The sequence below is a fragment of the Pseudomonas sp. SG20052 genome (genome assembly GCF_031766055.1).
In the GTDB taxonomy this organism is placed as follows: Bacteria; Pseudomonadota; Gammaproteobacteria; order Pseudomonadales; family Pseudomonadaceae; genus Aquipseudomonas; species Aquipseudomonas mandelii.
The window spans coordinates 3,397,440-3,420,978 of sequence record NZ_CP134498.1 but is presented as its reverse complement, the minus strand read 5'-3'; the positions used below and the strand labels follow the sequence as shown (position 1 = coordinate 3,420,978).

15 protein-coding genes and 1 pseudogene are annotated in these 23,539 nt (G+C 59.0%); 8 read left to right on the top strand and 8 right to left on the bottom strand.

Features of this window, described 5'->3' with window-relative positions:
* Nucleotides 1-6: 6 nt before the first annotated feature.
* Nucleotides 7-384 carry a response regulator gene (locus RHP74_RS15655; RefSeq protein WP_311095773.1) on the top strand — a complete coding sequence of 126 codons (378 nt, stop codon included), beginning with the start codon at nucleotides 7-9 and terminating at the stop codon, nucleotides 382-384.
* A 30-nt stretch (nucleotides 385-414) separates the two neighbouring features.
* Here RHP74_RS15655 and RHP74_RS15650 read toward each other — a convergent pair whose 3' ends face one another.
* The 3 genes from RHP74_RS15650 to RHP74_RS15640 all read right to left on the bottom strand — a co-directional run bounded on the left by RHP74_RS15650 (nucleotide 415) and on the right by RHP74_RS15640 (nucleotide 4,766).
* On the bottom strand, nucleotides 415-2,067 hold the full coding sequence (locus tag RHP74_RS15650; RefSeq protein ID WP_154505554.1) for an ATP-binding protein: 1,653 nt from the start codon (nucleotides 2,065-2,067) through the stop codon (nucleotides 415-417).
* Nucleotides 2,068-2,081: 14 nt separating this feature from the next.
* Nucleotides 2,082-3,584, bottom strand: coding sequence for an ATPase domain-containing protein (locus RHP74_RS15645; protein ID WP_010460440.1), 1,503 nt, complete (start codon nucleotides 3,582-3,584; stop codon nucleotides 2,082-2,084).
* Nucleotides 3,585-3,710: 126 nt separating this feature from the next.
* A complete protein-coding gene (locus RHP74_RS15640) occupies nucleotides 3,711-4,766 on the bottom strand; it encodes a tetratricopeptide repeat protein (protein ID WP_311095772.1) in 1,056 nt (351 codons plus the stop codon).
* A 181-nt stretch (nucleotides 4,767-4,947) separates the two neighbouring features.
* Between RHP74_RS15640 and RHP74_RS15635 the strand changes: the two genes are divergently transcribed.
* From RHP74_RS15635 to RHP74_RS15625, 3 genes are read left to right on the top strand one after another with little or no spacing between them, the layout of a single operon-like run.
* Nucleotides 4,948-7,083: an FUSC family protein gene (locus tag RHP74_RS15635; RefSeq protein WP_288113888.1), complete on the top strand. Its 2,136-nt coding sequence runs from the start codon at nucleotides 4,948-4,950 to the stop codon at nucleotides 7,081-7,083.
* Nucleotides 7,073-7,273 (top strand): DUF1656 domain-containing protein, encoded by a 201-nt coding sequence (locus RHP74_RS15630; protein WP_311095771.1) that lies wholly within the window; start codon nucleotides 7,073-7,075, stop codon nucleotides 7,271-7,273. Before RHP74_RS15635 ends, RHP74_RS15630 begins: the two co-directional genes overlap by 11 nt.
* Before the next feature lie 4 nt (nucleotides 7,274-7,277).
* Nucleotides 7,278-8,243 (top strand): HlyD family secretion protein, encoded by a 966-nt coding sequence (locus RHP74_RS15625; protein WP_288113890.1) that lies wholly within the window; start codon nucleotides 7,278-7,280, stop codon nucleotides 8,241-8,243.
* Between the two features lie 140 nt (nucleotides 8,244-8,383).
* On the opposite strand, the gene RHP74_RS15620 is transcribed toward RHP74_RS15625, so the two are convergent.
* From RHP74_RS15620 to RHP74_RS15605, 4 genes are all read right to left on the bottom strand, one after another.
* Complete coding sequence (locus RHP74_RS15620) at nucleotides 8,384-9,805, bottom strand: efflux transporter outer membrane subunit (RefSeq protein ID WP_282410271.1); 1,422 nt, start codon at nucleotides 9,803-9,805, stop codon at nucleotides 8,384-8,386.
* Nucleotides 9,802-12,996 (bottom strand): efflux RND transporter permease subunit, encoded by a 3,195-nt coding sequence (locus RHP74_RS15615; RefSeq protein ID WP_145307624.1) that lies wholly within the window; start codon nucleotides 12,994-12,996, stop codon nucleotides 9,802-9,804. Before RHP74_RS15615 ends, RHP74_RS15620 begins: the two co-directional genes overlap by 4 nt.
* 15 nt (nucleotides 12,997-13,011) lie before the next feature.
* Nucleotides 13,012-14,265, bottom strand: coding sequence for a multidrug efflux RND transporter periplasmic adaptor subunit MexE (gene mexE, locus RHP74_RS15610; RefSeq protein ID WP_311095770.1), 1,254 nt, complete (start codon nucleotides 14,263-14,265; stop codon nucleotides 13,012-13,014).
* A gap of 311 nt (nucleotides 14,266-14,576) precedes the next feature.
* Complete coding sequence (locus RHP74_RS15605; protein WP_008156370.1) at nucleotides 14,577-15,494, bottom strand: LysR family transcriptional regulator; 918 nt, start codon at nucleotides 15,492-15,494, stop codon at nucleotides 14,577-14,579.
* A 269-nt stretch (nucleotides 15,495-15,763) separates the two neighbouring features.
* Between RHP74_RS15605 and RHP74_RS15600 the strand changes: the two genes are divergently transcribed.
* The 4 genes from RHP74_RS15600 to pgm all read left to right on the top strand — a co-directional run bounded on the left by RHP74_RS15600 (nucleotide 15,764) and on the right by pgm (nucleotide 22,059).
* Nucleotides 15,764-16,786, top strand: a complete 1,023-nt coding sequence (locus tag RHP74_RS15600) for a zinc-dependent alcohol dehydrogenase family protein (RefSeq protein ID WP_010460426.1) — start codon at nucleotides 15,764-15,766, stop codon at nucleotides 16,784-16,786.
* 560 nt (nucleotides 16,787-17,346) lie between these two features.
* Complete coding sequence (locus RHP74_RS15595) at nucleotides 17,347-18,825, top strand: hypothetical protein (RefSeq protein WP_311100393.1); 1,479 nt, start codon at nucleotides 17,347-17,349, stop codon at nucleotides 18,823-18,825.
* 67 nt (nucleotides 18,826-18,892) lie between these two features.
* Nucleotides 18,893-20,293: a PLP-dependent aminotransferase family protein gene (locus RHP74_RS15590; protein ID WP_311100391.1), complete on the top strand. Its 1,401-nt coding sequence runs from the start codon at nucleotides 18,893-18,895 to the stop codon at nucleotides 20,291-20,293.
* A 119-nt stretch (nucleotides 20,294-20,412) separates the two neighbouring features.
* The gene (gene pgm / locus RHP74_RS15585) at nucleotides 20,413-22,059 is read left to right on the top strand and encodes a phosphoglucomutase (alpha-D-glucose-1,6-bisphosphate-dependent) (RefSeq protein ID WP_083376719.1); all 1,647 of its coding nucleotides are present in this window, start codon (nucleotides 20,413-20,415) and stop codon (nucleotides 22,057-22,059) included.
* Nucleotides 22,060-22,191: 132 nt separating this feature from the next.
* Here the strand turns inward: pgm and RHP74_RS15580 are convergent.
* Nucleotides 22,192-23,445 (bottom strand): annotated as a pseudogene (locus RHP74_RS15580) (IS3 family transposase).
* Between the last annotated feature and the right edge of the window lie 94 nt (nucleotides 23,446-23,539).

The following is a 23,539-nucleotide window of genomic DNA, read 5'->3' as shown; positions in this document are numbered from 1 at the left end:
CTTCCCATGAGTGAAGATGCACAAGATGTAGTACTCATTGTCGAGGATGACCCCTCGATTCTGATGGTATTGTCCGCTTACTTGTCGGGTGAGGGTTACCGGGTGCTGCAGGCCGAGAACGGCGAGCAGGCCTTCGAAATATTGGCGAGCAAGCCGCACCTGGACATGATGATCACTGATTTTCGCCTGCCTGGCGGCATCTCCGGCGTGCAGATCGCCGAGCCTGCCGTAAAGCTGCGACCAGAGCTCAAAGTGATATTTATCAGCGGTTATCCGCAGGAGATCCGCGAGACCGACAGCCCGATCACGCGCAAGGCGCCGATCCTAAGCAAGCCGTTCGATCTGGACGTGTTGCAAGAGCTGATGCAGGACATGCTGTCGTAAACAGCCCCGAAGCCCCCGTCATGGGGGCTTTCAGATTCGGATCATCTCCCGCACCTTGGCCGTCAACAGGTCGAAGGTGAACGGCTTGGTGATCATCTGCATGCCGGGGTCAAGGAATCCACCGCGCACTGCCGCGTGTTCGGCATAACCGGTAATGAACAACACTTTCAGGTCAGGCCGGTATTGCCGACCGATCTCCGCCAGTTGCCGGCCATTCATCCCTGGCAATCCCACATCGCTGATCAACAAATCGATACGCTGGCCGGAATCGAGAATCGGCACCGCGCTGTCGGCATCGCCTGCTTCGACGAAGGCGTAGCCCAACTCACTCAGTACCGCGCTGACCAACACCCGTACCGCCGGATCATCCTCGACGATCAGCACGGTTTCTCCGTCCTGAGCATGAGGCGCGTGTGCGATGTCGATCAGCGTGTCCTCGACTAGCGCACCGTTGTAACGCGGAAGATACAGGCTCACCGTCGTACCGTTGCCCACTTCACTCTCGATGGTGACGTGGCCGTGGGATTGCTTGCTAAAACCGTAAATCATCGACAAGCCCAAACCGGTGCCCTGGCCGATCGGTTTGGTCGTGAAGAACGGATCAAAGGCTCTGGTGATGGTGCCTTCCGGCATGCCGCAGCCAGTGTCGGTCACGCGCAGCACGACGTAATCACCCGGTTGCAGGTTGCTGTGAACCTGCGTGAAACCTTTGTCCAGATGCTGATTCGAGGTGTTGACCACCAGTTTTCCGCCTTCGGGCATGGCGTCGCGGGCGTTCAGCACCAGGTTGAGGAGGGCGCTTTCGAGTTGGTTGGGGTCGGCCTCGGCCACCCACAAGTCCTCGCTCAACTGCATGTCCAGCTGAATGCTTTCGTTGATGCTGCGCTGCAGGAGTTCGCCCATGGACACCACCAGGGTATTCATTTTCACGGGTTTTGAATCCAGCGACTGGCGTCGGGAAAACGCCAGCAGACGATGGGTCAGACCGGCCGCGCGATTGGCCGAGGTCACCCCCAGATCGATCAGGCCGTCCAGGTCATCGGTGCGACCTCGGGCCAGGCGTCGACGTAGCAACTCGAGGCTGCCGATGATGCCGGTCAACATGTTGTTGAAGTCGTGGGCGATACCACCGGTGAGTTGGCCGACAGCCTCCATTTTCTGCGACTGTCTGAGGGCTTCTTCGTTATGACGCAGTTGGGCGGTACGTTCCTCGACCTGTTGTTCGAGGGTTTCCAGCGTATTTTGCAGACGCAGTTCGCTTTGGCTCAGGTCAATCAACCGGTCCCTGGCTTCATACTGCCGTCGTCGCCCACGCAATGCGGTAGTGACCAGGCTGATCAATGTCACCGGATGAAACGGGCGCTCAAGGAAGGTCACGTTGCCCAATTGCGGTCCGAGACGTGACGCGGGGTTTTGTTCCGGCCCGCCGTGGTGGGTCAACAGTACGATCGGCAGGTCTGACCAGGCCGGTTGTTCCTCGATCAGGCCCAGCAGCGGTTCGAGGTCGCAACCCAGCAAGGCTTCCGAAGAAATCAACAACAGGCCGGCACCTTGTGCCAGCTCGCTGCACAGCGTGACCAGATCCCGTGTCACAAGACCCTCGAATCCCGCCTCGTTAAGCATCATCAGCGCAATCTGGCTGTCACGTCCCAGCGGCGCGAGAATAAGCGCGCGCTCGGACATCGCCTCGACAACACTCACCGTTCATCATCCTTGAGCAGTGGCTGGCTGGCACCCAGATAGGTTGGAACGCCGCGCAATACACCCTGGAATGCATCCAAAGGCTCGCCGATGGTCATGCCTGCGCTGCCGATGCGGTATTCGCGAATGGTCGATTCGTGGCTGCCGGTGCGTTTCTTGATAATTGAAATGGCCCGGCGAACCTTGCCTACCGCTTCGAAGTAGCGCAACAGAATCACCGTGTCAGCCAGATAAGTAATGTCGACCGGGGCCTGCATGTCCCCGACCAGCCCATGTTGGGCCACGGTCATGAACGTCGCGGCGCCTCGGCGATTGAGGTACAGCAGCAACTCGTGCATGTGCAGCACCAGCGCGTTTTCCTCGGGCATTGCGGCCTGATAGCCGTTGATGCTGTCGATCACCACCGTTTTGATGTTGCGCTCATCGACGCAACGACGAACCCGGTGCGAGAACTCGCCGGGGGACAGTTCGGCGGCGTCGACTTGCTCGATCAGCAGGTTGCCAGTGTCTTGCAGCGCCTGCAGGTCGATGCCCATGTTTTTCATGCGCTCGAACAGCAGTCCCAGCTCTTCATCAAAGATAAACAGCGCGGCTTTCTCACCCCGGGCGACGGCCGCCGCGGCGAAGATCATCGAGATCAGCGACTTGCCGGTACCGGCCGGGCCGAGAATCAGCGTGCTCGAACCGGTCTCGATGCCACCGCCGAGCAGGGCGTCCATTTCCTTGATGCCGCTGGTCAACTGCTGGCGGATATAACCGCCGCGGTGTTCAGCGGCGACCAGACGAGGGAAGACGTGCACACCGTCGCCCATGATCGTGAAGTCATGGAAGCCGCCACGGTACTTTTGACCGCGATACTTCACGACGCGTATGCGCCGGCGTTCGGCGCCGTAGTTGGGCGTCAGTTCTTCCAGACGAACCACGCCGTGCGCTACGCTGTGCACGGTTTTATCGAGGGATTCGGTGGTCAGGTCATCGAGCAGCAGCACGGTCGCGTCGTAGCGCACGAAGTAGTGCTTGATCGCCAGAATCTGCCGGCGATATCGCAGGGAACTCTGGGCGAGCAAACGTATTTCGGAAAGGCTGTCGAGGACCACTCGGGTCGGCTTGACCCGTTCGACCACTTCGAAAATCTGTTTGGTTGCTTCGCCCAGTTCAAGGTCCGAGGAGTACAGCAGACTCTGCTGATGCTCGGCATTGAGCAGGCTTTCTGGCGGTGTCAGTTCGAAGATGTGGATGTTTTCATCCAGCTCCCAACCGTGGGACAACGCTCCTTGGCGCAGTTCGCGCTCGGTTTCTGAAAGCGTGATGTACAACGAGCGCTCGCCGGCACGGGCGCCGGCCAACAGAAAATGCAAAGCGACGGTGGTTTTGCCGGTTCCGGGTTCACCCTCCAGCAAGAACACATGGCCGCGGGACAATCCACCGGCCAGGATGTCATCCAGACCGTCGATGCCGGTGGCGGCTTTTGCACTGAACAACTCGTTAGATGTAGACAAAAAAAACCCTCTCATGACTAGGGGAAGCGAGGCAGCAGGCCTGAAGTGCCTGAATGGACTGCCTGATCACTTGACCTTTTGCCGTGGCGACGGTTCAACCTTTTTGCCGGTGTGATATCAGTGGCGTTATAAACCCTGCTGCAATGCAGGATCGTCTGGATTGAGTTGTTCCAGCTGCGCCAGAAGGATCTGCACGTTCTGCAATTGTCCGCTTTCTTTCCAGTAGTTGATGAGCAGCACCCGCGCCTTGCGATCCGCCGGATGGCGCTGGACGATTTCCTGCAACTGTTTCTGCGCCGCCTCCAGCTCTTGCTCACCGTGCAACGTAGTCGCAAGGTCGTAGCGGTAATCCTTGTTGTTCGGCTCGATCTCGACCGCTTTGGACAGCCCAAGCAGGGCAAATTCACTTTGCCCGTGATGCAGCAACCAAAGCCCCAGGGCATGTTGCAGGTAGGCAGAGTCAGGTTGAGCCTTCAACTGTTTCGCCAGCAATTGCCGGGCTGCGTCGCTTTGGCCTTGTTTATCCAGCACTTCAATCTGCATCACCAACGCCGGCAGATTGCTCGGCTCCAGTTGCAGCGTGCGTTCCAGCGCCTGCTGCGCTTCTTTCAGTTCGGCATTGTGCAAGTGCAGACGGGCCAGCTGGTATTGGGTTTCGGCGCTTTCCGGGAGACTTTTCAGGTCCCGTTCCCAGGCATCGATGGCTTGCTGCAACGGCCCGAAATACAAGCCCAGGTCATCCGGCGATAAACCCAGCAGCGCGTTGATCGCGGCAGACCGGACGCTTTGTTCGCTGTCGTCGAGTAATGGTCCGATCAGCAAACTGCGCTGCCCACTGGGCACCAGTCCGCCAATGCTTTTGATGGCTGCGATGCGCACGTCGGCCGACGGGTTTTGCAGGTCTGCATCCGCCAGTTTCAAGGCTTGCGGGCTCGGGTAGTTCGGCAGTTCGGCATGCAGCCAGACACGACGCTTGGGCGACAGGTCAGGGCGACCCAGCTGCTGGTAGAGCACCCGTGCGGCCCCCGGTTGCCCGGCGCGCGCCTGGGTCAACGCTTCGCTGTAGCCGCGCTTGATGGCTTCCGGCACCACGGGCGTCGTGCTGCGCAGGAAAAACCAGGCAAGAGCGATGGCGAACAGGACACAGAGGCTGATGAGCAAGTAGCGGCGGGACTGGGGCATGCAGGAATCCGGGGCTGGCAGCTTTTGCAAAGCTGTCAGCTTCGGTCAGGTAGGCGTGTGAGTCAAACCCTGACTCAGTCCGATGCCGGCGATTTTGCCTACAAGTCACGTCGACGTTGAAACCCGTCGAAGCCCTGAAGCAGTGACTACGCTTGCTGGAGATGGCTCGAAGAGTGTCCCCATGCAACCGCTGCTCCAGTACTTCAAGGCGATGATCAACCCCGGGCAAGGGGTGCTGTTGTTCGCCTTGAGAACCATCGCGGCCGGGCTGCTGACGCTGTACCTGGCCTTTCTGTTCGACCTCGACCAGCCCAAGTGGTCAATCATGGCGGTGGTAATCGTCAGCCAACCATTGGGAGGCATGGCTCTGGCCCGCAGTTTCGGCCAAGTCATCGGCACCACTGTGGGCGCGGCAGTCGCGGTGTTGATCATGGCCATTTTTCCCCAGGCGCCGATTCCTTTCATTATTACGCTGGGCTTGTGGCTGGCACTGTGTACTGCGGGTGGCACCTTGTTGCGTTACACCAGTTCCCAGGCTTTTGTCCTGAGCGGTTACACCGCGGTTGTGGTTGCGTTGCTGGCGGTGCCGGATCAGGACGGCACGTTCTTGCTGGCCGTCACCCGTGTCACCGAGACGCTGTTGGCGGTAGCGTGCGTCTGCGTCGTCAGCCTTCTGACCGCACGCCCGGAGGCCGTAGCCCGGAGCTATTTCGCCAAGATCGATCAAGTCATCAAGCTGCTCGCGACGCACGCTGCAGCAGTCATCCGAACCGAGGAAAGCGAGGCTGATTTTCACCGCAGGCAGATGCAATTGCTGGGGGAAATAAGCGCCCTTGAGGGTTTGCGGCGGCATTTGTACTTCGATGCTCCCCGTTTACGCAGTGCCAACGGCCTGGTGCAATTGCTGGGTAATCAATTGGTGCTGCTGACCTCACGACTGACGGCGCTGCGACACCAGCGCGAACTGCTGGCCGCGCGCTGGAAAGGCGACTTGCCTGAAGAGATCCAGCTTTTGCGCGCCGAAGAATTGGCCTTTCTCGATGAGTTGGCCGGGAAGGGGCGCACGTTGTCGGCTGAGGCACGACATCATTTCACGGCGTTGCAACAGCGTTTCGATGACCAGGCCTATAAGGCCGAGCAACTCACCGAGACGATGCCTGCCACGTTGCGTTCTCTGGCCTGGGCGCTGCGCTGGGAGCAGGCGCGGATGCTGGAGCAACTGGGGCAGATCCTGGAGCTGAGCGACGCGATCCAGGATGGACGTGAAGCCAGTTGCGTGTTCCGCGGCCAGGAAAACCCGCTGCATCTGGACTTCACCTTGGCGGCGATGAACGCAATCCGCGCCTTTACGGCGCTGATGGTGGCCGGTCTGATCTGGATCGAGACCGCTTGGGACGGGGCTCGTGGAGGAATGATCGTGGTGGGGATTCTCTGTTCGCTGATGGCGACGTTTCCCCGGCCGTTGCTGGCCGCCCAGAGTTTTGCCCGGGGACTGGGGCTGGCACTGGTGGTGTCGGCGCTCTATCTGTTCTTGCTGGTTCCGATGATCAGTGACTTCGAGCTGCTCGCCTTGTTGTTAGCGCCCTTGCTGTATGCCGTCGCGGTGGGGCTGTCCAGTCCGCCAACCACCGGCACAGGTATTGGTCTTGGGCTGACGACCATGCTGTTGCTGGGGCCGCAAAATGCGGGCGTCGGCCAAAACACGGCCATCCAGTGGTTCGAGTTTGCCGGCGCGTATATCTGCGCCGCCTCGCTGGCACTGAGTGTCTATGCGTTGATCTTTCCATTCAGGCCCGCCTTGCGGATTCGGCGACTGTTCAACGAAAACTGCGAGCAGGTCTACACCTTGCTGAAGACGCCGGCCACCGATGAGCAGCAATTCGCGTTTGAAAGCCGCATGGTTGATCGCCTGACGATGATGTTGGGCCTGTTGCCGGCCACCCAGGACAAGCAGTCCAGCGAGCTGTTCGAAGTCAGCCTCGGTTGCATGGCGGTGGGCGTCGCGTTAAACCAGCTCAGGCAACAGGGGCCAGGCAATACGTTGCTGACGACCGAGCAGCAAAACCGTTTGCAGGATTCGGTCAGAGAGACCGGCAGGTTTATCGCCGGGCGCCCGCGAATTGATGTTGACCGGCTGCTCGGACGCTTGCACGCCTTGGGTGATGAAATGGACGACTTGCAGTTGGTCGTTCATGAACACCTGTGGTCGGTGTTTCGGATGCGCGTGGCGCTGCTGATCGTGGTGTCGTTTCTGGAGCGACATCGCCAATACTTTGATGCCAAAGAACCGGAAGGAGTGCCGGCCCTTGCCCATTGATCTGGAAATAGGTGGCGTCTACCTGCAGCCGATCGCCCAGGCCCTGCTGCTGGCCTTGCCGATTTTTCTGCTGCTGGACTGGTTGTTGAGACGCTTGGGCGTGCTGCGTTTCGTCTGGCACGAAGCCTTGTTCGAGGGCGCGTTGTACGCCTGCGTGTGCGCAATGCTGATCCTGGTGATGGGAGCCTGATGCCTTGAAAAAAATCCTTTCCCGACTCGCAACTGTTGCAGTGGTATTGCTCGCCTTTGTGCTGGGCTGGTTCGCCTGGGAACACTACACCCGCGCGCCCTGGACCCGGGATGCACGGGTGCGTGCCGACGTGGTGACTTTATCTGCGGATGTATCGGGACGCATCGTCAGCCTTGGCGTCCAGGACAACCAGCATGTTGAAAAAGGCCAGTTACTGCTCGAGATCGACCCGGCTCGCTACACACTGGCGGTAGAACATGCCAAGCGTTCCGTTGAGGTTTCCAAGGCCACCCTTGGTCAATCCGAAGCAACCATCGTCGCCAGCGAAGCGCAGCTCAAACAGCGTGAGAGCGAAGAACGCCGACGACGCACCCTCAAGCAGCGTTTGGCGATTTCCGGGGAAGAATGGGAAAAATCCAGCACCGAAGTGGCGGTGGCCCAGGCCGAACTGCTGCGCAACCAGGCCAATCTGGGGCTGGCGCGGGCTAACGTTCAATTGGCTGTCGCGGCGTTGACTCAGTCTGAACTGGACCTTCAACGCACCCGCGTCATCGCCCCGGTCAGTGGTTATGTGACCAACCTGCTGACCCGACAGGGTGACTACGCCACAGCGGGGGGCGCACTGCTGGCATTGGTCGACAGCGACTCTTTTTACGTCAGCGGCTATTTCGAAGAAACCAAGCTGCCGCGAATCGGGGAGGGAGATCGGGTCAGGATTGAATTGATGAGCGGAGAATCGTTCGGCGGCACCGTGCAAAGCATTGCCTTTGCAATTGCCGACAGGGAAAACCTGCCCGGCAATCGTCTGCTGGCCAATATCAACCCCAGTTACACCTGGGTCAAACTTGCGCAACGGGTGCCGGTGCGGATTCAGATTGACGCCGACTATGCCGCCAAAAACCGCTTGCGTGCCGGGACCACAGCCACCGTAACCATTCTGGAAACGCTCAGGACTGAAAATCACCGCTAATTTCTGTGGGAGTGGGCAAGCCCGCTCCCACAGTAATATCCGTTGCCCTCTCGAACGAACAAAAAAAAGCCCCGCGACCGAATGAGGCGCAGGGCTAAAAAGTTGGTTGGTTGCGGCCAACCAAAGGAGCTCTTTAAAAATTACTTGCTGGCGACCGTCTCTGGTTGCCAGCCACCGCCAAGGGCTTTGTAGATCGCGACAATGCCGCGATAAAGGTCGGTTTCCGCCGAGGCCTGGGTATCTTCAGCCGCCAGACGCTCACGTTGGGCATCCAGCAGGACGAGGAAGTCCACGGTGCCTTCGCGGTAGCGGATTTGCGCCAGGTCTGCGGCGGCGCGGCTCGCTTCGCTTTGACGGATCAGCGAGATCAGCCGTTGCTGACGTTTACCGTAGTCGCTGAATGCGTTTTCCGATTCTTCCAGCGCCAGCAGCACTTGCTGTTCGTAAGTCGCCAGCGCGCCTTCGGCATCGGCATCGGCGCCGCGCAGACGGGCTCGCACGCTACCCAGGTCGAACGCAGCCCACGTAATGCTCGGGCCGAGCGCCCAGGCATTGGCCGCCGCAGAACCGATCTGCGAACCACGGCCGGCGGTAAAACCAAGGAAGCCGCTGAGGCTGACCCGAGGGAACAGATCAGCCTTGGCCACGCCTATACGGGCGGTGGAGGAGGCCAGTTTGCGCTCGGCGCTGAGGATGTCCGGACGACGTTGCAGCAACTGCCCCGGGTCACCGATCGGCAATGCTTTGGCAATCGCCGGCAAGTCTTTTGGACTCAAGTCGACAGTCAGCTTGTCAGGACGCTCGCCCAGCAGGGTGGCGATACGGTTTTTCTGCCGAACCTGTTCGGCCTGTAACTGCGGCACGCTGGCTTCGACCGAGGCCAGGCGTGCATCGGCACGCTCGACGTCCAGTTGATCGCCGACGCCGGCATCACGCAGGGCTTCGGTGATCTTGCGCGACTCCTGCTGGTTGTTCAGGTTGGCCAGGGCAATCTTTTCGCGCAACTGTGCGCCGCGCAATTGGCCATAAGAATCCACCAGTTCGGCAATCATGGTGACTTGCAGTTGGTACAGATCGGCTTCGAGCGCCTGCTGTTCGGCATCGGCGGACTCGAGGTTGCGCTGGATACGCCCAAACAGGTCGATCTCCCACGCCATGTCCAAGCCGAGGTCGTAACGTTCGCTGTTGACCCGTTTGGTGGTCTGGCCCGGGATCTGACCCTTGCCCAAGTCACTGCTGGCGCGGCTGGTGATGGTGGGCATGGCGTCATTGCTGACGTCATCGCGAATCGCCCGGGCCGCTTTCCAGCGGGCGAAGGCCACGCGCAGATCACGGTTGCCTTGCAGCGATTGAGTCACCAACTGGTTGAGGGTCGGGTCTTCGAACTGCTGCCACCAGATGCCTTCGAAACGCGAGCGGTCGAAGTTTTTCTGGCCGGCAGCGCCGTCAGTGGCAGTGGTGATGTTGGCCGGCTCAGTGGCGGGTGTCTTGTAGTCCGGGCCTACGGCACAGGCACTCAAGGCCAGTACCAGAAGGCTCGGCAGGAAGGCTTTCAGGCTCATTGTTGCGCCTCCAGTTGCTTTTCCAGTTTTAGCGCCTTGGCCGCTTTGCGCTTTTCACCGCGCTCCACAAAGTTACGAATCAATACGTAGAACACCGGTGTCAGCAACAGTCCGAAGAAGGTCACCCCGAGCATCCCGGAGAACACCGCCACACCCATGGCGTGACGCATTTCGGCACCGGCACCGCTGGAGAAGACCAGAGGCACAACGCCCATGATGAACGCGAAGGAAGTCATCAAGATCGGACGCAGACGCAGACGGCATGCTTCCAGGACCGCAGCCAGCGGGCTGAGACCTTCGTCCTGCTGTTTATCCTTGGCAAACTCGACGATCAGAATCGCGTTCTTACACGCAAGTCCCACCAGTACGATCAAGCCGATCTGGGTGAAGATGTTGTTGTCGCCTCCCGAAGCGATCACACCGATGATGGCCGACAGCAGGGTCATCGGTACGATCAGGATCACCGCCAGTGGCAGGCTCCAGCTTTCGTATTGGGCCGCGAGCACCAGGAACGCCAGCAATACGCAGAGCGGGAACACGAACAGCGCGGTGTTGCCGGACAGAATCTGCTGGTAGGTCAGGTCGGTCCACTCGTAGGTCATGCCGTTTGGAAGTTCTTCCTTGAGCAGTTTCTCGATCGCTGCCTGAGCCTGGCCGGAGCTGTAGCCTGGGGCTGCCGCACCGTTGATTTCAGCGGTGATGAAACCGTTGTAGTGCATCACGCGGTCCGGGCCCGAGGTGTCGCTGACCTTGATGAAGGTCGCCAGCGGGATCATCTCGCCTTTGTTGTTACGCACTTTCAGCTGACCGATCTGGTCCGGTTCGAGACGGAACTGTTGTTCAGCCTGGACGTTGACCTGATAGGTGCGACCGAAGCGGTTGAAGTCGTTGGCATACAGCGAACCCAGGTAGATCTGCAGGGTGTCGAAGATGTCGCTGATGGCCACGCCGTGGGTCTTGGCTTTTTCACGGTCGATGGCGGCATCGACCTGTGGCACGTTCACGGTGTAGCTGGTGAACAGCGCGGCCAGTTCCGGCACGTTGTGGCTCTTGGTGATGATGTTCATGGTTTCTTTGTACAGCTCGTCGTAGCCCAGGTTGCCCCGGTCTTCGATCTGCAGGCGGAAACCACCGATGGTGCCCAGGCCTTGTACCGGAGGCGGCGGGAAGATCGCCATGTAGGCTTCCTGGATCCCGGCGAACTGGCCGTTCAATGCACCGGCAATCGCACCGGCCGACATGCTCGGGTCTTTGCGCTCGTCGAACGGTTTCAGGGTCACGAACACGATGCCGGCATTCGGGCTGTTGGTGAAACCGTTGATCGACAGGCCCGGGAACGCTACCGCACTTTCCACGCCAGGCTGTTTCAGGGCCAGGTCGGACATGCGTTTGATCACGTCTTCGGTGCGGTCAAGGCTCGAAGCGTCCGGCAGTTGCGCGAAGGCCACCAGGTATTGCTTGTCCTGGCCGGGTACGAAGCCGGTCGGGGTGTGGGCGAAACCGAAGAAGGTCAGCACCATCAGGCCTGCGTACAACAGCAGGGCAATACCGCTGCTGCGGATAACCCGGGCTACGGTGCCGACATAACCATGGCTGGCGCGCTCGAAGAACCGGTTGAACGGACGGAAAAGCCAGCCGCCCAACAGTTTATCAAGCACTTTGGTAAAGCGATCTTTCGGCGCATGGTGGCTCTTGAGCAGCACGGCGGCCAGGGCAGGGGACAGCGTCAGCGAGTTGAACGCCGAGATCACGGTCGAGATGGCAATGGTCAGGGCAAACTGTTTGTAGAACTGGCCGGTGAGTCCGGAAATGAACGCCGCCGGGATAAATACCGCACACAGCACCAGCGCCGTCGCGATGATCGGCCCGGTCACCTCACGCATGGCTTTCTTGGTGGCTTCTACGGGCGTTTCTCCCAGCTCGATGTGCCTTTCCACGTTCTCCACCACCACGATGGCGTCGTCCACCACGATACCGATGGCCAATACCAGGCCGAACAGTGACAGGGCGTTCAGCGAGAAGCCGAACAGGTGCATCACCGCAAACGTACCGATTAGCGAAACCGGCACCGCCACCAACGGAATGATCGAGGCACGCCAGGTTTGCAGGAACAGGATCACCACCAGAACCACGAGAATCAGCGCTTCGAAGAGGGTGTGGACCACCGCCTCGATGGAGCCGCGCACGAAGATCGTCGGGTCATAGACGATGCTGAAGTCCATGCCTTCCGGGAAGTTTTTCTTCAGTTCGGCCATCTTGTCGCGAACTTCGTTGGAGATCTCGATCGCGTTGGAGCCAGGGCGCTGGAAGATCGGGATCGCCACCGCAGGCTGGTTGTTCAGCAGCGAGCGCAATGCGTATTGGCTGGAGCCCAACTCAACGCGAGCGATGTCTTTCAGGCGCGTGATTTCACCGTTGTCGCCGGAGCGAATGATGATGTTCTCGAACTCTTCTTCAGAAACCAGACGGCCCTGAGTGTTGACCGACAGCTGGAACGCAGTGGCATTCGGCGCAGGGGGCGCACCCAGTGCACCGGCAGCGACTTGACGGTTCTGTTCACGAATCGCGGTTACCACATCGGTGGCAGTCAGGTTGCGCGAAGCGGTCTTGTTCGGATCGAGCCAGACCCGCAGCGAGTAGTCGCCCATACCGAACAGTTGCACGTCACCGACACCGCCCAGGCGCGCCAGCTCATCCTTGATGTTGAGCAAGGCGTAGTTGGACAGGTAGAGCATGTCGTAGCGTTTGTCCGGCGAGGTCAAGTGCACAACCATGGTCAGGTCGGGCGACGCCTTGTCGACGGTGATACCGATGCGCGTCACTTCTTCTGGAAGTTTCGGCTCGGTCCGGGTCACGCGGTTTTGAACCTGCACCTGTGCATTGTCCAGGTCAGTGCCCAGTGCGAAGGTGATGGTCAGGGTGATCTTGCCGTCAGCGGTGGACTGCGAGGACATGTACAGCATGTTCTCGACGCCGGTAATGGCTTGCTCCAAGGGAGCGGCCACGGTTTCACCGATGACTTTTGGGTTGGCGCCGGGGAAGTTCGCACGGACCACAACGGTCGGTGGCACGACTTCCGGGTATTCGCTGATCGGCAACTGGAACAGCGAGATGGCACCGGCGATCAGGATCAGCAGCGAAAGCACCGCTGCGAAGATCGGCCGTGAAATGAAGAATTGGGAAAAATTCATCGGAGTTGTCGTCCCTTAACCGCGTGGAGTCGCAGCAGCCAGTTTCACAACCGAACCCGGCGCGACCTTGGCAGGTGCGACTTGGGGCAGGTTGCTGGCTTCCAGCGCTTGTCGTTGTTGTGCGAGTGCCGCGAGGGTTTGTTCGCTGGCCATCGGGATCACTTCAGGGGTGACCGGCGAGCCAGGGCGAACCCGTTGCAGACCCTTGACGATGACGGTGTCATCCTTGTTCAGGCCGCTGCGCACGATGCGCAAGCCTTCGATCTTCGGCCCCAGTTCGACGGAGCGATAGGCCGTCTTGTTGTCGGCATCCATCACCAGCACGAATTTCTTGCCCAGATCGGTTCCGACCGCTTCGTCGTTGATCAGCACGGCGGAGTAAGTGCCGCTGCCGACCAGTTTCAAACGGGCATATAAGCCTGGGGTGTACTGTCCGTCAGCATTGTCAAAGACCGCGCGACCGCGGATGGTGCCGGTTTTCGGGTTGACCTGGTTGTCGACGAAGTTCATCACGCCCTGGTGCGGGTTGCCGTCTTCGTTGGACAGGCCGAGGTAAACCGGAGTGGTTGCACCGCGTTTGCCCTGGCGAGCGAGCTGGGTGTATTTGAGAAACACACGTTCGTCGGCGTCGAAGTAGGCGTAGACCTTATCGGTGGAAACGACGCTGGTCAGCGCGGTGGTGTCGGCAGTCACCAGGTTGCCGGCGGTGATTTCCGCACGGCTGACGCGACCGCTGATAGGCGCGGTGACGCGGGTGAAGCTCAGGTTCAGTTTGGCCAGGTCCAGCTGAGCATGGAGAGCGCCGACGGCGGCGCGGGCTTCCTGGGCTGCACTGGTGCGCGAATCGGCCAGTTCGGCGGAGATCGCGTTGCTGGTGCGCAAGCGTTCGCCACGCTGGGCTTCGTTTTCGCTGCGGGTGGCGTTGGCGCGGCCTTGGGCAACCAGTGCTTCGAGGCGGCGGACCTCGGCCTGGAAGGGACGTGGGTCAATCTGGAACAGCAGGTCACCTTTCTTGACCAGTGCGCCTTCGGTGAAGGCCACTTCATCAATCTGGCCGGAGACCCGTGGACGAATTTCTACGGTTTCTGGCGCTTCAAGGCGCCCGGTGAATTCGTCCCACTCGTTGACCGGTTGTTCCAGGACCTTGGCGACGCTGACTTTCGCCGCAGGCATGGTAGCGGCAGACTCCGGAGCCTTGCCGCAGGCGCTCATCACCAGTACGGCCAACATGGCCAATGGGAAGCGCAAATGTTTGAGTGACTGTTCCATGGATGCATCCGCCAATGTATTGAGATGGGCGGATGATGAGCGGCGGGGTGGTATCGCACGAATCGAATGAAGCAAAGGTAACTATCATTCGTAATGATATAAGTCTGAAGCCAGCCCTCTAGCATGCGCCTTACATTGGACGGCGATCAATTGGATTGATGACAATTCTATGTTGCGCAGAATGCAAGGGATTGGCTTGAGACCGAGTCGCGGGCAAGCCCACTCCCACAGGGAATTGTGGCGCTGATTAAATCCCTGTAGGAGCGAGGCTTGCCCGCGAAGAGGCCATCAGCCCCAACAAAAGATCAGGATCACGCCAGGCTATCCGGATCCCCGAAGAACATCTGGATCCTGGAGCGCAACCAACGTTCACCCGGGTCATTATCCTGCGACCCACGCCACGCCATGTGCAATTCAAAGCTACGCACCGGCAAGGGCGGATCTTCAGCTCGCACCCCGCCAGCCGCCGTCAACGCCTCAGCGGTGTAGTCAGGCACTGTCGCGACAATATCAGTCCCGCTGATGAGTGTGCTGAGCCCGTTGAACTGCGGCACCGCGAGCACCACATGACGTTTGCGCCCGAGCTTTTCCAGTTCTTCATCTATAAAGCCGCTCAGGTCACCGGCAAACGACACCAGCGCATGGGGGCGGGCGCAGAAGTCATCGAGGCTCAATGGCCCCGGCACCGTATCGGCGCGCAACAGCTTCGGCATGCTGCGGCGCAGCACTTTGCGCTTGGCGTTGGCCGGCAGGTCGGCGGTGTAGCTGACGCCAATGGAAATCTCCCCCGAGGCCAACAGGCTCGGCATCAGGATGTAGTTGGCCCGACGCACCACCAATACGATCCCCGGCGATTCCGCACGCAAACGCTTGAGCAGCATCGGCAGCAGCGCGAACTCGACATCGTCCGACAGGCCAATGCGGAACACCGCCGTACTGGTCGCCGGGTCGAATTCTGCCGCACGGCTGACTGCCGTGGAAATCGAATCCAGGGCAGGAGAGAGCAGGGCGAAGATTTCCACCGCGCGAGCGGAAGGCTCCATGCTGCGCCCGGTGCGCACGAATAACGGATCATCGAACAGCCCGCGCAGGCGTGAGAGCGCCGCACTGATGGCCGGCTGGCCGAGGAACAATTTCTCCGCAGCACGGGTCACACTGCGTTCGTGCATCAATGTTTCAAAAACGATCAACAGGTTCAGGTCGACACGACGCAGGTCATTACGATTCATCTGGAGTCCTGGCAGAGTCATCAAGCTTGACGAGAGCGGCCATATGAGAACAATGGCCGGCATGAATATTACGGGGAAAGGCTGCTACTCTGCACCGAATAATTCAGTTTCCCTGGAACGGATGCTCCGGATTTTTACGATAACCGTTGATCCAATGGATGCTGCGGAATCAATGACAGGCATGTCGACTATTAATAGCCACTGATAGTCTTGGGTAGAAAGCCCAGATAGAGTTCAGGGCATTAGAGGTTTCTTTGACGAGGTTTGCGATGTCCCGCACGATCCGTTTTCACAAGTTTGGTCCAGCCGAGGTGCTCAAATGCGAAGAGCATGCGGCCGCTCTCCCTGCGCCGGGCGAAGTGCAGGTGCGCGTCGAGGCGATTGGCATCAGCTGGTACGACATTCTCTGGCGCCAGAACCTGGCCTCATCCCATGCTCGTCTGCCTTCTGGCCTTGGCCATGAGATGTCCGGCGTCGTGACAGCAGTCGGCGAGGGCGTCGATGACCTGGCAGTCGGTGACAAGGTCGCCAGCTTCCCGGCTGAAAGCCCCAACGACTATCCGGTCTACGGCGAGCAGATCGTTCTGCCTCGCTCGGCATTGACCCGTTATCCGGACGTGCTCAGCCCGATTGAAGCGGCCGTGCATTACACGCCGCTGCTGATTGCCTACTTCGCTTATGTCGATCTGGCGCGTGTCAAACCTGGGCAATTTGCCTTGGTGACTGACGCGAGCCACTGTGCCGGTCCTTCGTTTGTGCAACTGGGCAAGGCATTGGGCGTGCGGGTAATTGCCGCCACCAAGACCGCTGAAGAACGTGAATACCTGCTGTCACTGGGTGCCGAGAAAGTAATCGTCACCGAGGAAGAGGATCTGCTCATGCGGATCAACAAAATCACCGACAACCGCGGCGTGGATGTGGTGTTCGATGGCCTCGGCGGTCCGCAGATGTCACTGCTGGGCGATGTGCTTGCGCCTCGTGGCAGCCTGGTGCTGTACGGCCTGCAAGGTGGTAACCAGACGCCGTTCCCGGCCTGCGCAGCGTTCCAGAAGAACATTCAGTTCTTCGTTCACTGCATCGGCAACTTCACTGGCAAGCCGGAGCTGGGCATCATCCAGGATCAGGTCGCACTGCAACGTGCCTTGCGCGACATCAACCAGCTGACCGCAGACCGCGTGTTGCTGCCACTCAAGACTCGGGTCTTTCCGTTTTCCGAGTTTGTCGAGGCGCACCGCTACATGGATGAATGCCCGTGTCGCGAACGGGTTGCGCTCCAGGTCGATCCGGCGTAACACCACTGAAAAAAGTCCGTGCTTGCACGGACTTTTGCATTTCCCCCTCCGAAATTCCGAGACGTCCCCTCAACCTGCGACGAGTCAGTTCAGCAACTGAACTGGTTTTTGCTCTCAATCTGTATCTTCTAATCACCCTATAAGCCCCGATAATTGAATGATTACTTTCATCTCAAGGAATGAGCTATGGCTGGGTATTGGACAGATACTTTTCTTCGCGCTCCGGTAATACAAGCTCAACAAATAGCGTGTTATCGATCAATTGCCGAAAAATTAATCGCGACTTCTTTCTTTATTTCTCGTGCTACATGTCTGTGGGACGCTGTCGGACATTTCCTAGGATCCCTCGCGTGGTCGCAGGACCCTTGTCCTGCGGGGCTTTCCTGCCATCGTGTGCGGACAGGGTCACAAGTAAGCTCGATTCATTTCAAATAATTACTCAAAACTAAGTGTTAGGATTTCATATCAATCGAAACACTTTAATCATGTCAGTCAGCCGTTTGCGCAATGCACACAGTTGTTTGCGTGACATCGAACCTATGCGTAACAGGTAAACAATGATGACCCATACCCATGAACAGGCAATGAACTATGTTTATCAGCAAGTATTGCAGCGATTGCTGAGTTTTTTTTCACGCGCCGAGCGCACGGCACTGCAGCTGATGATTCAGCGCCTGGTGGTCTCCGCGGGTGGCATGGAGCGGATCGGCGAATACAAGGTGTTGTCGATCCAGTCCGGAACCCGCGACTGTTGCTACACGCTGGCATTGCTGCGCGCCGCACAATTGAGCATCGCTGGCCGGGCGCCTGCGACGTTCCAGCTGCGAGTCGCGACCTTGCGCACGAATGGCGCAAGCCCGACGGCCCTTGAAAACATCCACCACAGTTGCAGTGCGCTGTTTCTCTACGACGATCCTCGGGTCGAAGTGGTGATGGTCGATAACCGGGAAGTCCTGCCATTCAGCCATCTGGCGCCGGTCTCCGATGCAGGTCGCGAGTCAAATCGTCTCAATCTGTTGATGGTGGGTCATCGGCGAACCTGGAACGGGCCGCTTGACCTGTGGGATGACGGGTACCTGGCGGCGGGCGAGTTTTATGGGCAAATCTGCCGTTGGGACCGAGGCGTCGATGCGTTGGTCAGCAGCGATACACCTCGTCAGCAAAAGCAGTTCATGCATGGGTTGACCCGTGCGGCGCAAAAGGCTGGCCTCAATGCATCGAATGACCCTGAATCCGGTTATGAGGAGCTGTTCGCGCGACTGGATGAACTGGGCAGCGATTGCTACCGCGAGTTTTATTCTGAGCATGGGCAAGCTGAGTGGCGGCCGGCCGAATCATTTGAGGCGTGTCGGCGCACAACCTTCATCGATATTCACGACATGCTGGTCAGCAATCTGGAAGATCGCTGGCCGCTACTCACCGATTTCCTCGGGTTTCAGCCTGACGAACTGGCGGCCCAGCTTAGTGATAACGAATTTGTCAGCCTGACGATTTCTGCGCACGTTCGGGGGCTGGAGGCGTGTTTTGTTCATGGCCGCACCTATGAAGCAGGCGTCGCCGAGTACGTACAGCGGGCCTTGGTCATGATGCGTCGCAAACAGCTTCCCGAGCGCTATTGCGAGCAGGTAATGGAAACGTTCGTTAACCCGGCGACAATGTCTGACCAGCGTGCATTGGCAGCGGCGCAGGCCCAGAAAAGCCTGGGCTTGAGTGAGGCTCAACTGGTGTGCTTGCTGTTCGCGCCCTTCGTCGAGAACGGCGCCTCGCTTGAGCGTTTTCTACGCCAATGCCATCCCGGTATGCTCGTGGCGTTGCCTGATCTGCACCGGGCGATGCAGGGCAAGTCGGTTCCCGAGCAGGTGCTGCAATGGATGGTCGACGTCAGCGGGTTGACCGTCAAGTTGATCGGCACGCTTTACCGGATGGGACCGGTTGCGAGGGGCGAAGGGCCGGGCCCGGCAGTCGGTAATGCGGATGAGCCTGCGCTGGACCTCGACGCGGGCAACGCCGCAAATGGCGAACGGTCAACGGGTCGTTGAAAATGCTCGGGGTTACCGCGCTCATCCGCCCACCCCACGCGGCGCGTGGCGTGCTTGGTCATCACCCATGAAAGGACCCCGCGAAACCGACTTTGCCTATCAGGCGGTGTACCGTTACCTGACTAACCTCATCAACGAGCCCGTCAGCGAAACGCGGGTCCGCCTCCCTTCATTAAGGCAATTGGCGGACCGTTTGAGCGTATCGATTTCGACGATTCAGTACGCCTATTCGCTGCTGGAAAAGGAAGGGCGGGTGTATTCGGTCGCCAAATCCGGCTATTACGCGCTGCCGGTGTCGTCCATTCACCCGCTCAGCAGCGGCGATGACCTGCTCGAGACGGTTTATGTGAACGCCAGGCGACCGGGGATGCTGGTGTTGAGCGCGGATGAACCGGCGTTGTTGCAGCCCTTGGACAGCCCGTTGTTGCTGCTTGAAAGAGAACTGCTGCGTCAATATCCGCGTCAGCCGCAACCGACTTCACAACCTTGTGGTGAACTGGAACTGCGCGCCGCACTGGCCGCACGCTATACCTCGTCTCCGGCACGTTGCTGGCACGCCGATAATGTCTACATTGGCGCCGATTTGCGTGGTGTCCTGGAAATACTGATCGCTGTACTGTGTCTCAAAGATGCCATGGTAGTCGTCGAATCGCCCTGCGACTGGATGATCCTGCGCTTGCTCCAGGACGCTGACGTCCAGGTCATCGAGTTGCCTCTGCAAGCCAATGGCGGCCTGGACCTTGAGCAGCTCAAGCAACTGCTGGAGACCAAGCCGGTGCGGCTGGTCATGCTTTCTTCCGGCCTCAACATGCCGCGCGGCAGCGTGGCTTCCCACAGCAACAGGCAGTCAACCGCTGAACTGCTGGAGCGTCATGGCAGTTGGGTGTTGGAGAACGACTGCTATGGCGAGCTCGCATTCGAGCCCGACGGCCTGCGGTTTCGCGATCTGCTGAACCCGGACCGGCTGATCGTTTTCTCCACCTTCGAAAAATCCATCGGGCCGGAAGCGCCTTATGGTTATCTGCTCTCGCGGCAATTGAGCGTCGAACTGCAGCGGCATTTCCTGTTACGTTCATTCCGGTTGTCACCGATTCGCCAGAAAGCCATCGCACGGCTTTACAGCAATGGACGAATCGATCAGCACTTGTTGGTATTGCGCCGGCTGCTCAAGGACCGCAAGGTGCACATGACCCAACTGTTGCAGGAGCGTCTGGGGGATGCCTTGCACTTTGTCGAACCCTTGGGCGGTGCGACGATTTGGGTGCAATCGCTGCGTCAGGTCGATGTGCGTCGGGTGTTCCAGCGCCTGCTCAGGCACCAGGTGGTGATTGCGCCAGGGGAGCTGTTCAGCCTCCAAGGGTTGCACGCGCAACACTTGCGCCTGAGCCATACCTTCGGCGGAGACCACGACCTCGGGGCGGCCATGGGTTTGCTGGGCGATGCCTTGCGCCTGGAATCGATCGATTGAGCAGGGGTGGGCTTTGGCGATTGATAACATTTCCCTCGGGATCGATAACGTCGCGCTGCGGTCAAACTGCCAGTAAACTGCGCTCCTACTCCTGAACCACTCTATTCCAGAGGTTTTGCATGACACTCAGTCCTTTTGCGGGCAAACCGGCACCGGCAGAATTGTTGGTCGACATCCCGCGACTGGTAACGGCCTATTACACCGGCCAGCCTGATGCCGCCATCTCTACCCAACGCGTAGCCTTCGGCACGTCCGGACACCGAGGCAGCTCGTTCGATCTGAGTTTCAACGAATGGCACGTTCTGGCGATCAGTCAGGCGATCTGCCTGTACCGCGAAGCCCAGGGTATCGATGGTCCGTTGTTTGTCGGCATCGACACCCACGCGCTGTCCACCCCGGCCGGCGCCAGCGCCCTGGAAGTGCTGGCCGCGAACGGCGTGACCGTGATGATCGCCGAGGGTGACGAATACACGCCGACCCCGGCGATTTCCCACGCGATTCTTTGCTACAACCGCGGCCGTACCTCGGGCCTGGCGGACGGTATCGTCATCACGCCATCGCACAATCCGCCGCAAAGCGGTGGCTACAAATACAACCCCACCAACGGTGGACCGGCCGATACCCACATTACCAAGTGGATCGAAGCGAAGGCCAACGAGCTGCTGGGCAACAAGCTGGCCGGCGTCAAACGCATCAGCTACGAGCAGGCATTGAAGGCCGGCACGACCCATCGTCACGATTACCTCAACACCTACGTCGCCGACCTGATCAACGTGATCGACTTCGATGCCATCCGTGATGCCAAGCTGCGTCTGGGTGTTGATCCGCTGGGCGGAGCAGGGGTGCGCTACTGGTCGGCGATTGCCGAGCACTACCGTCTGGACCTGGAAGTGGTGAACAAACAGGTCGACCCGACGTTCCGCTTCATGACAGTCGACTGGGACGGGCAAATCCGGATGGACCCCTCGTCGAGCCATGCCATGCAAGGCCTGATCGGTCTGAAAGAGCGCTTTGACGTAGCGTTTGCTTGCGACCCGGATCACGATCGCCATGGCATCGTGACCCCGTCCGGTGGTCTGCTGGCACCGAACAGCTACCTCGCCGTTTCCATCGATTACCTGTTCCAAAACCGTCCACAGTGGCGCGCCGATGCTGCCGTGGGCAAAACCGTGGTCAGCAGCGGCTTGATCGATCGTGTGGCCAAGCGCCTGGGCCGTCGCCTGTACGAAGTGCCGGTCGGATTCAAATGGTTTGCTGACGGTCTGTTCGACGGTTCGCTGGGCTTTGGCGGCGAAGAAAGCGCGGGGGCCTCGTTCCTGCGCAAGGACGGCGGCGTCTGGAGCACCGACAAGGACGGCTTGATTCCGGCATTGCTGGCGGCAGAAATGACCGCTCGTACCGGTCGCGACCCGAGCCAGGCCTACCGTGCGTTGACTGACGAGCTCGGCGAACCGTTCTCGGTGCGCGTCGACGCCAAGGCCAACCCTGAACAGAAGGCCTTGTTGAGCAAGCTGTCACCGGATCAGGTCACCTCGACCCAACTGGCGGGCGAAGCGATCCAGAGCATCCTCAGCCACGCGCCGGGCAACGACCAGGCCATCGGCGGTTTGAAAGTCATGACCGAGAACGGCTGGTTCGCGGCACGGCCTTCAGGGACTGAAGATATTTACAAGATCTACGCTGAGAGCTTCGTCAGTGACGAGCACCTCAAGCAGTTGGTTGCAGAAGCTCAGACCCTGGTGGATGGCGCTATTTCTGCGAAGTGATTGAGCGACCCTTTGCGGTCAAGCCTCGCTCCTGCATGGGCGGAGTCGATCACATGATTGTGGGCGATATCTATCCAGTAGGAGCGAGGCTTGCCCGCGAAGACGCCAGCACGGCCACTCAGGATTCAGTGTCTAGTCCTGAAATAGGTTTACACCTGTTTCACCCTAACGCCCGATGCACCGCATCGGGCGTTTTGTATTTCAAAGACAGGTGCGGTCGCTCGCCGTTGTAGATCGATACCGACTCACTCACCATCTTCTTCGCTTGCGTCAAATCCTGCGGCCGCTGAAGCATAAGCTCTGTCTTCAGTATCCCGTTGACCCTCTCTGCCAAGGCATTTTGGTAGCAGTCATAGCCATCCGTCATTGAACATCGAATGCCGTATTTCGCGTGCAACGCTTGGTACATCCCCGAGCAATATTGGATACCTCTATCTGAGTGGTGCACCAACGGCTGCTCTGTCCGACGGTGCTTTACCGCCCAGCTCAGCGCGTGTGCTACCGACTCGGCATGAAGGCTTTCATGGACGTGATAGCCCACGATCTTTCGCGAAAAAGCATCCGTCACAAGGCTCAGATAAGCCACACCTTCCTGAGTTGGCAAATAGGTTATGTCAGCCACCCAGACTTGTTCCGGGCCGCAGGGAACAACCTGATCAGGACCTGGTTTGAGCAGGTTCGGGTGGCGGTGAAAGCGATGATGACTATTGGTCGTCTTGTGATAAGCCCGCTTGCGAGCCACCAATAAACGCCGTTCACGCAGAATCGAAAACAGCCGATCTCGCCCCACTTGCAGCTCAAGTTGAGGCTGGCATTGCAGCAAGTAATACAGCTTTCGGGTGCCCAGCCGCGGCTGCCGCAGGCGCTTTTGTTGAACGAAATCGGCAACTTTCTGATCCAGAACCAGACGAGCTGCATCGGCGCGATTGCGTTTGTAGTAAGCCTGGCGGCTTATCCCCATGAACTGGCAAGCCCTGCTGATGCTCAGGTTTTGGATTCGTTTTTGCGCGAGGACTTGCCGGGACGCTTTTTTACGACAGAGAGACCGTAGTCATTTTTCAAGACATCCACGACCGCCTCGAAAAACTGCGCTTTCTGATTGGACAGCGCCAACTGTTCTTCAAGCTCTTTGATGCGTTGTTCTGGCGTTAATGGTCGGTTTTTGTCGGGCATAGACCCCATCCTCGGCGAGCCAATGTATGTGCCTGGGCTCCAATCCTGCCGACCGTGCTTGCGTAACCACGTCAGAACGGTCGTTTTGCCTTGAATCCCGTAGCGCTCCTGAGCCTCTTTATAGCTCAGCTCGCCTTTTTCGACCTGATCGACTACCGACAATTTAAAGGTCAGCGTGTAGTCTCGCTGACTACGCCTTTTTGCTGATTCCATTACGTCCTCCTGAAAAACAGATCAGAAGGTGTAAACCTTATTCAGGACGGGACACAGATGTAAAAAAGGGGCGACCATCAACGGTCGCCCCTTT

Coding starts and splice junctions, on each gene's coding strand:
- RHP74_RS15650 (WP_154505554.1), bottom strand. CDS start 2,067: ATGTCCGAGCGCGCGCTTATTCTCGCGCCGCTGGGACGTGACAGCCAG.
- RHP74_RS15620 (WP_282410271.1), bottom strand. CDS start 9,805: ATGAGCCTGAAAGCCTTCCTGCCGAGCCTTCTGGTACTGGCCTTGAGT.
- RHP74_RS15640 (WP_311095772.1), bottom strand. CDS start 4,766: ATGCCCCAGTCCCGCCGCTACTTGCTCATCAGCCTCTGTGTCCTGTTC.
- RHP74_RS15635 (WP_288113888.1), top strand. CDS start 4,948: ATGCAACCGCTGCTCCAGTACTTCAAGGCGATGATCAACCCCGGGCAA.
- RHP74_RS15600 (WP_010460426.1), top strand. CDS start 15,764: ATGTCCCGCACGATCCGTTTTCACAAGTTTGGTCCAGCCGAGGTGCTC.
- pgm (WP_083376719.1), top strand. CDS start 20,413: ATGACACTCAGTCCTTTTGCGGGCAAACCGGCACCGGCAGAATTGTTG.
- RHP74_RS15590 (WP_311100391.1), top strand. CDS start 18,893: ATGAAAGGACCCCGCGAAACCGACTTTGCCTATCAGGCGGTGTACCGT.
- RHP74_RS15605 (WP_008156370.1), bottom strand. CDS start 15,494: ATGAATCGTAATGACCTGCGTCGTGTCGACCTGAACCTGTTGATCGTT.
- RHP74_RS15655 (WP_311095773.1), top strand. CDS start 7: ATGAGTGAAGATGCACAAGATGTAGTACTCATTGTCGAGGATGACCCC.
- RHP74_RS15595 (WP_311100393.1), top strand. CDS start 17,347: ATGACCCATACCCATGAACAGGCAATGAACTATGTTTATCAGCAAGTA.
- RHP74_RS15615 (WP_145307624.1), bottom strand. CDS start 12,996: ATGAATTTTTCCCAATTCTTCATTTCACGGCCGATCTTCGCAGCGGTG.
- mexE (WP_311095770.1), bottom strand. CDS start 14,265: ATGGAACAGTCACTCAAACATTTGCGCTTCCCATTGGCCATGTTGGCC.